A 12,411-nucleotide genomic window follows, 5' to 3' on the forward strand; every position below is an offset into this window, starting at 1 on the left:
CCCACCACGCATTTGGAGGCCATTCATGGCACGCATCGGTCTGCTGTCTATCTCCGACGGCCGGGACTATGTGCAGCGCGACGTACGCGAGCATGTGACCCGCGCGGCCCAGGAGTTGGCGGCGATGCTGGTCGAGGCCGGACACGAGGTCGTGACCGCTCCCGAGCACGTCGAGTCCAACGTCCTCGCCACGTCCCAGGCCCGCCATCTCGCCGACCAGCACGTGGATCTGACGATCTTTCATCACTCGGTGTGGACGTTCCCGCACTTCACCATGCTCGCCGCCGAGGCCACCCCGGGCCCGATCCTGATGGTCGCGAACATCGACCCGCAGTTCCCCGGCATGGTCGGCATGCTGGCCGGCGGCGGGGCGCTCGACCAGATCGGCCGTGTGCACGCCCGCGCCTGGGGAGATCTGCACGACCCCGCCACCCGGAGCCGCATCCTCTCCCAGGTCAGGGCGGGAGCCGCCGTGCAGGGCCTGCGCGGATCCACCTTCGGCCGCATCGGCGGCCGCCCCATGGGGATGTACACCGCCACCGCCAACACCGACCAGTGGATGAAGACCTTCGGCGTGGACGTCGAGGAGATCGACCAGTGGGAGATCGTCCGCCGCGCCGAGAACGCGGACGCCTCCCTGGTCAAGCAGGGCCGCCTCTGGCTGGAACAGCACTCCGCCGGTGTCCACTACGACGGCGACCGGCTCACCCCCGAACTCCTGGAACGCCAGATCCGCTCGTACTACGCGATGAAGGAACTCATCGCCGAATGGAATCTGGACTTCTCCGGAATCAAAGGCCAGCCCGAACTCACCGCCAACTTCTGCACGATGGACATCGCCGAGGCCTTCCTCAACGACCCCTACGACTGGGAGGGCCCCAAGCAGACCCATGTCACCGCCACCGAGGCCGACATGGACGGCGCCCTCACCATGCAGCTCCTCAAGCTGCTCACCGGCGACCCCGTCCTCTTCGCCGACGTGCGCCACTACCACCAGGACAAGGACGTCTGGGACCTCTGCAACTCCGGCCAGCACGCCACCTGGTACGCCGCCCGCTCCGACGATCCGCTGGAGAACCTGGGCAAGGTCAACTTCCTGCCCGAGGTGTTCTACTTCCCGGCCGGCGGCGCCTCCGTGCAGCACCTCGCCGCCCCCGGTGACCTCACCTTCGCCCGGCTCACCCGGGCCGACGGCGCGTACCGCATGCACGTCATGCGCGGCTCGTTCGAGACGTACGGCGCCGAGACCGACGAGCGGATGATGCGCGCCTCCACCTGGGAGTGGCCGCATGCCTTCGCCCGACTGCAGGCGCCCGCCGAGGAATTCCTCACCCGCTTCGGCTCCAACCACATCCACGCGGTCCCCGGCGACCACGTCGCCGACCTGCGCGCCGTCTGCGACCAACTCGGCATCCGCTACGACGGGTTCGGCGACGCCGCGTAGCGAGTCCTCCCCCTCCCGCCGCGAACAGCGGGCCCCAGCGCGGGGCCCGCCCGCGCGCCCCCTCACCGAAGGCGAGCCCATCCGGCCATGACCAGCGAAGTGCCGCCCGCGCCACCGCTGCTCGCGATGCGCGCCATAGCGAAGTCCTTTCCCGGCGTACGCGCCCTCAAGGGCGTCGACCTGACCGTGCACTCCGGCGAGGTGGTGGCCCTGCTCGGCGAGAACGGCGCCGGCAAGTCCACCCTGATGAACATCCTCGCCGGGCTGCACTCCGACTACGAGGGCGTCATCGAACGCGACGGCGAACGCGTCGACATCCACCGCCCCAAGGACGCCGCCCGCCACGGGATCGGCATGATCCACCAGGAACTCAATCTCGTCCCCGGACTCTCCGCCGCCGAGAACATCCTTCTCGGCCGCGAGCCCCGCACCTCGCGCGGCACCGTGGACCGCAAGGCCATGGACCGCAGAGCGGCCGCACTCCTGGCCGGCCTCGGCCTGGACACCCCGCCACGCCGCCTCGTCAAGGACTGCCGCATCGCCGAGCAGCAGCTCATCGAGGTGGCCAAGGCGCTCAGCCTGAACGTCCGGGTCCTGGTCATGGACGAGCCGACCTCGGCCCTCGCGGACGCCGAGGTGCAGCGCCTCTTCACCGTCATCCGCGAACTCACCGCGCAGGGCGTCGGCATCGTCTACATCTCGCACCGCATCGAGGAGCTGGAGGCCGTCGCGGACTCCGTCACCGTGCTCCGCGACGGCAGCCATGCAGGACACCGCACCATGGCCGACACCACCCGCGCCGAACTGATCCGCCTGATGGTCGGACGGCCGCTCGGCGAACTCTTCCCGCGTCGCCCCGAACAGCACAGCGACGGCCCCGTACGCCTGCAGATCAGCGGCCTGACCCGCCCCGACCCGTCCGGCGGACCAGCCCTGCACGGCATCGACCTCACCGTACGGTCCGGCGAGATCGTCGGCCTCGCCGGACTCATGGGCGCAGGGCGCAGCGAACTCCTGCAGGCCGTCTTCGGCGCCTACGGCCCCCGGGTACGGGGGCGGTTCACCCTCGACGGGAAGCCGTACCACCCCCGCACGCCCGGCCATGCGATCCGCCGCGGACTCGCCCTGGTCGCCGAGGACCGCAAGGAGCAGAGCCTGGTGCTCGGCAACACCGTCCGCTTCAACGGCTCCCTCGCGGCCCTCACCCGCTACCGCACCGCCTGGCGGACCGTGAGCCGGCGACGCGAACGGGCCGCTGTGGCCGCACAGATGACACATCTGAAGGTGAAGACCCCGAGCCTGGAGTCCACCGTCTCCGACCTCTCCGGAGGCAATCAGCAGAAGGTGGTCCTCGCCCGCTGTCTGCTCACCGAACCGAGTGTGCTCCTGATGGACGAGCCGACCCGCGGCATCGACGTCGGCGCCAAGGCCGAGATCCACGCCCTGATGGACCGGCTCGCCGCCCAGGGCACCGCCATCGTCGCCGTCTCCTCCGAACTCCCGGAACTGATCGGCATGTGCGACCGGATCCTGGTGCTCTGCGAGGGCCGCCTCACCGGCGAGTTCCACCGCGACCCCGCGCACGGGCCGCCGGCCACCCAGGAGTCGATCCTCACCGCGGCGATGGCCCGCGAGACCGTCACCGACGGCGACCCTGCAGCGGCAGCCGGGCGCGGCACCACGATCACGGACGCCCCAGGGGCGTCTCCCCGAACCGACGGGAGCCGCGATGACTGACACCCTGCCCGAGCAGACGCAGAACGGCAGCCCCGACGTCCGCACCCGTGCCCGCCGCCTGCTGCCCTGGCTCGGCTCCCTGCAGAGCTATATCGGCCTCGTCCTCATCGTGGCCATCGGCATCGCCACCCAGGGCGACACCTTCCTCGACCAGACCAACCTCACCAACGCGGTGGGCAACTTCGCCTCCCGAGGCATCCTCGCCGTCGGCGTCACCCTGGTCATCCTCACCGCCGGCATCGACCTCTCCGTCGGATCCCTGCTCGGCTTCGCCTCGATGGCCTCCGCCATGATGCTCGCCAACCACGACATGCCCGTCTGGCAGATAGTGCCGTTGTGCATGCTGATCGGCGCCGCCTTCGGCTTCGTCAACGGCGTCGGCACCTCGGTCCTGCGCATCCAGTCGTTCGTCATGACCCTGGCCATGCTCTCCATCGCCCGCGGACTCGACCGCCAGATGTCCGACAACCAGTCCGTCGGCACCACCGTCGCCGGACCCGACGGCAAACTCACCGAGAACGCCGAGGCGTTCCAGTCGCTCGGCACCCCCGGGCACAACGTCGGCGTCGGCTTCCTCGGACCCGACGGCGTCTACTACCCGGTGCTCGCCTTCGTCGTCGTCTGCGTCGTCTTCCACCTGATCCTGTCCCGCACCGCCTTCGGCCGGCACATCTACGCGGTCGGCGGGAACCCGACGGCCGCCCGCCTCTCCGGCATCAACGTCACCCTCGTCGTCATCGCCGTCTTCACCCTCTCCGGCATGCTCGCCGGCTTCGCCGGACCGATCGACGCCGCCTACTCGGTGTCCGCCGACCCCCAGGCCGGCAACACCTACGAACTCGACGCCATCGCGGCCGCCGTCATCGGCGGCGCCTCACTCGCCGGCGGCAAGGGCACCATCATCGGCACCTTCGTCGGCGCCCTGATCCTCACCCTGCTCGACAACGTCCTCGGCCTGAACGCCGTCAGCGACAACTGGCAACTGGTCATCAAGGGACTCATCGTCGTCGTCGCCGTCGTGCTGCAGCGCCCCGGACTGCTGCGCACCCTGCGCCACCGACTCACCCCGGCTGAGAAGGAGACCGCACCATGACCCGTACACCGCGCACAGCAGCCGCAGCCGCGCTGGCAGCAGTCCTCGCACTCAGCGCGGGCTGCGCCTCCAAGACCGACGACGGCACCGGCGGCTCGGGCAAGGACGGCGACAAGTCCACCTTCACCATCGGCTACTCGCAGGCCAACAACGCCGAGCCGTACCGCGCCCAACTCAACAAGCAACTGCGGTACTTCGCCAAGCAGCACAAGAACATCAAGCTGCTGCCCATCGCCGACGCCGAACAGGACAACGCCCGCCAGGTCAGCCAGGTCCAGCAGTTCATCCAGCAGAAGGTCGACGTCCTCATCGTCTCGCCCAACGAACCCGACCCGCTCACCCCCGCCGTCGAGCAGGCCTGCCAGGCGAAGATCCCGGTCATCATCCTCGACCGGGACGTCAAGACCGACTGCTACGACTCCTTCATCGGCGGCGACAATTACCAGATCGGCAAGAAGGCCGGCGAGGCCGCGATCAAGGCTCTTCCGGACGGCGGCAATGTCGCCGAGATCCGCGGACTGCTCTCCACCGACCCGCAGAAGCAACGCCACAAGGGCTTCGCGGACGCCCTGAAGGGCCACGACGACATCAAGGTCGTCGAGCAGCGCGAGGGCAAATGGCTGCAGCCCGAAGGCACCAAGATCATGCAGCAGTGGCTGCAGCGCGGCACCAGAATCGACCTGGTGTACGCACACAACGACCCCATGGCGATCGGCGCCCAGTCCGCCGCGGCCGGAGCCGGCAAGGCCAAGGACATCGACTTCATCGGCATCGACGGACTCGCCATCCCCGACGGCGGCATCCGCGCCGTCCAGCAGGGAAAGATGATCGCCACCTATCTGTACCCGACGGGCGCCGAGGAGGCGGCCGAGACGGCGGCGGCACTCGCCGAGGGCAAGTCGGTGCAGAAGAAGCAGACCCTCGACACCACCGAGATCACCAAGTCCAACGCCGAGGACGTGTACGGGCGTTACGACATGAGCAAGAAGTCCGGCTGACCCCGACCGGCCACCACGCACACCCCCGTACACATCACCTCTTGGGACCCATATGACCCTGATCCTCGGCATCGACATCGGCACGTCCTCGTCCAAGGGCGTGCTGACCCGGCCCGACGGCACCCTCGTCGCCCAGTCCGTGCGCGAACACGTCACCGACACCCCGTACCCCGGCCGGGTCGAGCACGACGCGGAACGCGTGTGGTGGAGCGATCTCGTCGCCCTCGCACGGGAGTTGACCGCCACGGCCGCCGCATCGGGCGAGCGCGTCAGCGCGGTCGGCATCAGCGGCATCGGCCCCTGCCTGCTGCCCGCCGGCGCCGCGGGCACCCCGCTGCGTCCGGCCATCCTGTACGGGGTGGACACCCGGGCCGGCGACCAGATCGCCGCGCAGACCGCACGCTACGGCCAGGACCGCATCGCCGCCCGCTGCGGCTCCGTGCTCACCAGCCAGGCCATCGGCCCCAAACTGCAGTGGCTGCGCGAGCGGGAGCCGGACGTGTACGGCGCCACGAGCCGCTGGTACATGGCCAGTTCCTGGCTCGCACACCGGCTCACCGGCGCCTATGTGCTCGACCACCACTCCGCGAGCCAGTGCACACCGCTCTACGACCTGCACACCCACACCTGGATCGAGGACTGGTGCGAGGACATCGCACCCGGGCTCGAATGGCCCGAACTGGTCTGGCCCGCCGACGTGGTGGGCGAGGTGACCACCGCGGCCGCCGCCGAGACCGGCATCCCGGCCGGCACCCCGGTGGTGGCCGGCACCGTCGACGCCTGGGCGGAGGCAACGGCGGTCGGCGCCACCAGGCCGGGCGATCTGATGCTGATGTACGGCACCACGATGTTCCTGGTCAACTTCACCGCGAGGCCCGTCTCCAGCACCAAACTCTGGGGGACCACCGGCGCCTTCCCCGGCACCTACTGCCTGGCCGGCGGCATGGCCACCTCCGGCGCCGTGACCGCCTGGCTGCGCGAGCTGACCGGCGCTGACTACCCCACGCTGGTGGTCGAGGCGGCCCAAGTCCCGCCGGGCGCGGAGGGATTGCTGATGCTGCCGTACTTCGCGGGGGAGCGGTCACCGCTCTTCGACCCCGATGCGCGCGGCCTCGTCCACGGCCTGACACTGCGTCACGGACGCGGGCACCTGTACCGCGCGGCACTGGAGGGGACGGCCTTCGGCGTACGCCACAACCTCGCCGCCATCATCGAGGCCGGCGGCGACCCGCACCGGCTGATCGCGGTCGGCGGCGGTGCCCGCGAACTCTGGACACAGATCGTCTCCGACGCCACCGGCAAGCCGCAGCAGGTCCCGCGGCACACCGTCGGAGCCGCCTACGGGGACACCTTCCTCGCGGCGGTGGGCACCGGCCTCGCCCAGCCGTCGGACATCGCGGCATGGAACCCCGTCGAGTCCGTCGTCGAGCCGGACCCCTCCCGCGGCGCGCTGTACGAGGAGCTCTACGGCCACTACCTGGACCTCTACCTCTCCACCCGGGACACGGCGCACGCCCTCGCCGCCCGCCAGCACACCGACGCGGGCGGCCGCTGATGTTCGACGACGACCGGCCCTGGCTGCGCCGCTGCACCGGGCAGGACCGCGCCCACATCGTGCTGCCCGTCGGCGGCATCGGCACCGGATGCATCGGCTTCGGCGGCCGCGGCCAGCTGCTCGACTGGGAGCTGTTCAACCGCCCGGCGAAGGGCTCGAGCGCCGACACCTTCTTCGCCCTACGACTCGACGACGGCGAACGCGTCAGCACGCGGGTCCTGGAGGCCGCGCTCCTGGAACACGAGTACGCGGGCCCGCACGGCAGCCGGACGGCTTTGCACGGACTGCCCCGATTCCCCCGCGGCGAGTTCGCCGCGGCGTATCCCTTCGGCCAGGCCCTCCTGACCGACCCCGAACTCCCGGTCGTGGCCACGGTGTCCGCGTACAACCCCTTGGTGCCCTCGGACGCCGAGGCCAGCGGCCTGCCCCTGTTCGTCCACCGCACCCGGCTGCGCAACACCTCCGACCGGACCGTCCGGGCCGCGGTCTGCGGAAGCCTCCAGCACATCGCGGGACGCGGCCGCGACGGGCGGACACCGGCGGGCAACAGCTTCTCGCTCGTCACCACGGCCGAAGGCACCACCACACTCGCAGGCCGGTGCAGCGACGCGGTCGCCCAGGACGACGAGGCCCGCGGCAGCCTCGCCCTCGCGGCCGTCGACGGCCCGGTCACCTCGCACCGGCTGACCTGGGCACACCGCTCCTGGGGCGACTCGCTGCTGGACTTCTGGGACGACTTCGCCGACGACGGCAGGCTCGAGGCACCCGACGAGGGCGCCCGGGTCCCGACCGGATCCCTCGTCGTCACCAAGGAGATACCTCCGGGCGAGTCCGCCGACTTCACCTTCCTGATCGCCTGGCACTTCCCCAACCGCCGTGCCTGGACCCACCACTTCGCGGGCCCACCGGACTACGGGCACGGCGGGCCGCTGGTCGGCAACCACTACACCGGCCGCTTCACCGACGCCGCGGACGTGATACGCCACGCCGTGCCGCGCCTCGCCGACGACCTGCGCCGGACCCGTGCCTACGTGGAGACGGTCACCGGCTCCGACCTGCCGGACGCGGTGCAGGACGCCGTGCTCTCCAACACGGCCGTACTCAAGTCGCCCACCTGTTTCCGTATCGCCGACGGCACCTTCCTCGCCTGGGAGGGCGGCAACACCGACCACGGCAGCTGTCACGGCAGCTGCACCCACGTCTGGAACTACCAGTACGCGCTCGAGCAGCTCTTCCCCGACCTGGCCTGGACGATGCGGGAGGTCGAGTTCGTGCACTCCCTCGACGACCGCGGACGGATGAGCTTCCGGGCCGGACTGCCGCTCGCCACCGAGGGCACCGCATGGCCGGTCGCGGCCGCCGACGGCCAACTCGGCGCACTCCTGCGCCTGCACCGCACCTGGCGGCTCACCGGCCGCGACGACCTCCTCGCCGCCCTGTGGCCCGGCGCCCGCAAGGCCCTCGAATTCACCTGGCTCCCGCTCGGCTGGGACGCCGACCGCGACGGCCTCATGGAGGGCTGCCAGCACAGCACCTCGGACGTGGAGTACTACGGCCCGAACGGCGTCAACCAGTCCTGGTACCTGGGCGCCCTGGCCGCCTCGGCCGAGATGGCCCGTGCCCTCGGCGAACCGGACTTCGCCGCCGACTGCGAGCAGCTCCTGGCCCGCGGCGCGGCCGCCACCGACACCGAGCTCTTCAACGGTGAGTACTACGCCCACCAGGTGCGCCCACCGGGCAGCGCCGACCGCATCGCCGACGGACTGCGCATCCGCTACGACGGCGACAACCCGGACGTCGGCTCCGACGACCTGGTGGACCCGGACCTGCAGATCGGCCCGGGCTGCATGACCGACCAACTGGCCGGCCACGCCCTGGCCCTGCTCGGCGGACTCGACGACCGGCTCGACCCCGCCCACGTCCGCACCGCCCTGCACAGCATCGTGCGCCACAACCACCGCGACGAGTTCCACACCCACTTCAACCATCTGCGCAGCTACGCACTCGGCGACGAGCACGGCCTGCTCAACTGCACCTATCCGCACGGCGGCCGGCCCGAACGGCCCTTCCCGTACTGCCACGAGGTGTGGACCGGACTCGAGTACACAGCGGCCGTCGCGCTCGCCGCGCACGGGCTGCACGACCTCGCCCGGCACATCGTCGAGGACGTCCGCGCCCGCTACTCGGGCCGCACCCGCAATCCGTTCAACGAGGTGGAGTGCGGCAACCACTACGTGCGCTCCATGGCGTCCTTCGGGCTCGCACACGCCTGGCCCCGCACGGTCGTCGACGCCCGCAGCCGCACCATCACGCTCGACCCGCTGCCGGGCCGCTGGCCCGTGCTCGCCGGCTCCCTCGTCGGGACCGTGCAGGTGACCGAGGAGGGCACGGCACGGTTCACCGGCAGCCACGAGGGCGAGCCGTACGCCGTCGTCCTGCGCCGGCCCGCACCGCCCGTACGCGCAATCCGGGACACCCCAGGACAGGAGACCCCGCGATGACCACCTTCCACCGGGCAGCCCTCACCCGGCGCCGCGCCCTGCACCTGACGGCTGCCGCCGCGACCCTTCCCGCGGCATCCGCGCTCACCGGCTGCGGCGGCAGCGACGACGGCGGGGGCTCCGCCGCCACCGGGGACCTGAGCCTGGTCTACCTCGGCGACGCCACCCAGCAGAAGTCGTTCAACGCCCTCTTCGACGAGTTCAACAAGGCCCATCCGGAGATCCGCATCAAGGCACGCGGCATCGCCGCCAAGGACTGGGCCACCTTCGCCAACACCGTCTCCACCCAGATCGCCGGCGGCAAGGTGCCCGACGTCGTGCAGGTCGCCACCGAGGGCCAACGCCTGTTCGCCTCCAAGGGATTGCTCGAACCCCTCGACAGCTACATCGAGAAGGACAAGAAGACCGTCGACGCCTACTTCGCCGACGTCGACCCCAAGCTGCGCCGCTGGACCCAGAAGTACGGCTCCACCGGTGACGGCCGCACCTACTACATCCCGGGCGGCTACAACACGGTCGTCATGTACCTCAATACGGAGGTCTTCGCGAAGGCCGGCGTCGACCTGCCGTCGGGGGAGTGGACCTGGGACGACTTCCGGCGGGCCGGCGTGCGGATCAAGGAGCGCACCGGAGCGTTCCTGCTGCCGGTCGGCTACGGATTCCCGTTCGTGGACATCCTGCCATGGCTGCTCACCAACGGCACCAGCACCCTCAACTCGGCCTGGGACAAAGGGACGTTCGCCTCGGCGGAGGCCGTCGAGGCGGCCGGCTTCGTCAAGAGCCTCGTCGACGACGGCCTGTCGCCCAAGCCCGGCGGCACCTTCGACGCCGGCGCCCAGCTCGCCAAGGACAAGCTCGCCGCTCTCGGCGGCGGCCGTTGGCCGACCCTCGACGTACGCCGGCTCGACATGGTCGACAAGGTACGCATCGTGAGCTGGCCGGTGAAGGCGGGACAGGGGACACCCGTCGGCTGGGACGGCTGGCCGATCCTCAAGGCGTCCAAGAAGAAGCAGGCGGCCTGGACGTTCCTGAAGTGGCTGATGAGCAAGGACGCCTCCCGGTTCTACGCCTCCATCGGCGGCACCACCGTGCCGGCCCGCAACTCGGTGGCACAGAGCGCGAGTTTCACCGACGACGCACCCAAGGGCACCCCGGAACTGGCGGAGGCGATCGGCTACGCCACTCCCATCCCGTCGCCGAATCAGGGCGCGCAGATGCAGGCCGCCGTCACCCAGGGCTGGCAGGCCGCGATCACCGGTACGAAGCCGGTGCGCGAGGCACTGGAGGCGGCCAACAGCAAACTGGGCGGGCTGTTGTGACCGACACCGCGGTACGTGCCGTGCGGCGCCGCGCATCCGTCCGGCCGGGCGGTGATCGCGTGCGGCCTGCCGGTCCCCGCCGGGACCGGGTGGGCTATGCCTTCGTCAGCCCCGCCGTGCTGCTGTTCCTGGTGTTCGTACTCGGCCCGTTCGTCGCCGCCATCGGCCTGAGCTTCTTCGCCTGGGACATGCTCACCCCGGCCCGCTTCACCGGCGTCGACAACTTCACCCGCATGTTCGCCGACCCACTGCTCTACAAGGCACTCGCGAACACCTTCGTCTTCGCACTCGCCTCCGTCGTCACCCACCTGGTGGGCGGTCTGCTGCTGGCGCTCGCCGTCAACCGGGCGATGAGCAGGGCCCTTTCGTACTTCGTACGCACGGCCCTGTTCTTCCCCTTCGTCATCTCCTGGGCCGCCGTCGCACTGCTCTGGAAGTACGTGCTCGACCCGACCTTCGGCATCGTCACGCACTACGCGGGCGAGCTGGGCATCAGTACCCCGGACTGGTTCACCGACCCGGCCTGGGCGCTGCCCGCGATCATCGGCATCGACTTCTGGCACACCATCGGCTTCACCTTCGTCATCATGCTCGCCGGGCTGCAGACCGTACCGAAGGAACTCGTCGAGGCGGCACGCTGCGACGGCGCGAACGGCCGGCAGATCCTCTGGCACGTGACGATCCCGCTGATGTCACCGACCATCTTCTTCGCCGCGGTCATCACCTTCATCGGGGCCTTCCAGATCTTCGACCCGGTGCAGATCATCACCCCGCAAGGCGGCCCGGACGACTCCACCCTGACCGTGGTCATGTACCTCTACCAGAAGGGCTTCGAGTCCTTCCAGGTCGGATACGCGTCGGCCGTCTCGCTCCTGGTGTTCGTCGTGATGATGGCCGTCACGCTGCTGCAGTTCCGGGGATCCAGGAAGTGGGTGCACCACCAGTGAGCAGAGCAAAGGGAGTGGTGGTCAACGCGGTGCTGCTCGCCGTCGGGCTCCTGATGGTGGCGCCCCTGGTGTGGCTGGTGGTCCAGAGCGTCACCCCGGAGAAGTCGGCCTTCTCGATCCCGCCCGAATGGGTGCCGGTGCCGTTCACCTTTGACCACTTCGGCAGCATCCCCGACCTGGTGCCGTTCGGCCGGATGGCGCTCAACAGCCTCCAGGTGGCGGTCATTTCGACGGCCGGATCCCTTCTCGTCAGCGTGCTCGCCGCGTACGCGTTCTCACGGCTGAGCTTCCGGGGGCGGGACGCGCTCTTCCTCGTCATGCTCAGCGCACTCATGGTGCCGGTGCAGATGACGGTCATCCCCGTCTTCGTCCTGATGCGCAATCTCGGCCTTGTCGACACCCTGGCCGCCCTCTGGCTGCCCGCCCTGATCAATGTCTTCTCGGTCTTCTTCCTGCGCCAGTACTTCAACACCATCCCGCGCGAACTGGACGAGGCGGCCCGCATCGACGGCGCCGGACATCTGTGGATCCTCTTCCGGATGATCGTGCCGCTGTCCGGCCCTGCCCTCGCTGCCATGACGATCCTCACCTTCGAGCTGTCCTGGAACAACTACTTCGGCCCGCTGATCTTCCTGAGCACGCCGGAGCACATGACGCTCCCGATCGGCCTGGTGGCCCTGCAGAACGGCCAAGGAGGCTCGTCCGTAGTGGTGTTCGCCGCGATCACCGCGGTCGTGCTGCCCGTCCTCGCGGTGTTCCTCGCGTTCCAGCGGAGCTTCGTCGCCAGTATCGCGTCTGCCGGACTGCGGGGGTGAGG

At 70.0% G+C, this 12,411-nt stretch carries 9 protein-coding genes; all 9 read left to right on the plus strand.

What is annotated here, in order from left to right:
• Window positions 1–25: 25 nt before the first annotated feature.
• The 9 genes from DY218_RS33935 to DY218_RS33975 all read left to right on the plus strand — a co-directional run bounded on the left by DY218_RS33935 (window position 26) and on the right by DY218_RS33975 (window position 12,409).
• Complete coding sequence (locus DY218_RS33935) at window positions 26–1,444, plus strand: L-fucose/L-arabinose isomerase family protein (protein WP_128560036.1); 1,419 nt, start codon at window positions 26–28, stop codon at window positions 1,442–1,444.
• 87 nt (window positions 1,445–1,531) lie between these two features.
• Entirely contained in the window at window positions 1,532–3,181 is a 1,650-nt protein-coding gene (locus DY218_RS33940) for a sugar ABC transporter ATP-binding protein (protein ID WP_128560037.1), read from the plus strand.
• A complete protein-coding gene (locus DY218_RS33945) occupies window positions 3,174–4,274 on the plus strand; it encodes an ABC transporter permease (RefSeq protein ID WP_128560038.1) in 1,101 nt (366 codons plus the stop codon). The genes DY218_RS33940 and DY218_RS33945 overlap by 8 nt, the downstream gene beginning before the upstream one ends.
• Window positions 4,271–5,272, plus strand: coding sequence for a substrate-binding domain-containing protein (locus DY218_RS33950; protein WP_128560039.1), 1,002 nt, complete (start codon window positions 4,271–4,273; stop codon window positions 5,270–5,272). Before DY218_RS33945 ends, DY218_RS33950 begins: the two co-directional genes overlap by 4 nt.
• 52 nt (window positions 5,273–5,324) lie before the next feature.
• Complete coding sequence (locus DY218_RS33955) at window positions 5,325–6,827, plus strand: FGGY-family carbohydrate kinase (protein WP_128560040.1); 1,503 nt, start codon at window positions 5,325–5,327, stop codon at window positions 6,825–6,827.
• Window positions 6,827–9,328 (plus strand): GH116 family glycosyl-hydrolase, encoded by a 2,502-nt coding sequence (locus DY218_RS33960; protein ID WP_128560041.1) that lies wholly within the window; start codon window positions 6,827–6,829, stop codon window positions 9,326–9,328. The genes DY218_RS33955 and DY218_RS33960 overlap by 1 nt, the downstream gene beginning before the upstream one ends.
• Complete coding sequence (locus tag DY218_RS33965; protein ID WP_233522041.1) at window positions 9,325–10,647, plus strand: ABC transporter substrate-binding protein; 1,323 nt, start codon at window positions 9,325–9,327, stop codon at window positions 10,645–10,647. Before DY218_RS33960 ends, DY218_RS33965 begins: the two co-directional genes overlap by 4 nt.
• A gap of 59 nt (window positions 10,648–10,706) precedes the next feature.
• Window positions 10,707–11,594 (plus strand): carbohydrate ABC transporter permease, encoded by an 888-nt coding sequence (locus DY218_RS33970; protein ID WP_233522042.1) that lies wholly within the window; start codon window positions 10,707–10,709, stop codon window positions 11,592–11,594.
• Window positions 11,591–12,409, plus strand: a complete 819-nt coding sequence (locus DY218_RS33975) for a carbohydrate ABC transporter permease (RefSeq protein WP_233522043.1) — start codon at window positions 11,591–11,593, stop codon at window positions 12,407–12,409. The genes DY218_RS33970 and DY218_RS33975 overlap by 4 nt, the downstream gene beginning before the upstream one ends.
• Window positions 12,410–12,411 lie beyond the last annotated feature (2 nt).

Origin of the sequence: Streptomyces triticagri, assembly GCF_003429565.1 — a bacterium.
Classification (GTDB): Bacteria; Actinomycetota; Actinomycetes; order Streptomycetales; family Streptomycetaceae; genus Streptomyces; species Streptomyces triticagri.

Excerpts from the sequence above, each read along its gene's own strand:
- DY218_RS33935 (WP_128560036.1), top strand. The coding sequence starts at position 26 with ATGGCACGCATCGGTCTGCTGTCTATCTCCGACGGCCGGGACTATGTG.
- DY218_RS33940 (WP_128560037.1), top strand. The coding sequence starts at position 1,532 with ATGACCAGCGAAGTGCCGCCCGCGCCACCGCTGCTCGCGATGCGCGCC.
- DY218_RS33945 (WP_128560038.1), top strand. The coding sequence starts at position 3,174 with ATGACTGACACCCTGCCCGAGCAGACGCAGAACGGCAGCCCCGACGTC.
- DY218_RS33950 (WP_128560039.1), top strand. The coding sequence starts at position 4,271 with ATGACCCGTACACCGCGCACAGCAGCCGCAGCCGCGCTGGCAGCAGTC.
- DY218_RS33955 (WP_128560040.1), top strand. The coding sequence starts at position 5,325 with ATGACCCTGATCCTCGGCATCGACATCGGCACGTCCTCGTCCAAGGGC.
- DY218_RS33960 (WP_128560041.1), top strand. The coding sequence starts at position 6,827 with ATGTTCGACGACGACCGGCCCTGGCTGCGCCGCTGCACCGGGCAGGAC.
- DY218_RS33965 (WP_233522041.1), top strand. The coding sequence starts at position 9,325 with ATGACCACCTTCCACCGGGCAGCCCTCACCCGGCGCCGCGCCCTGCAC.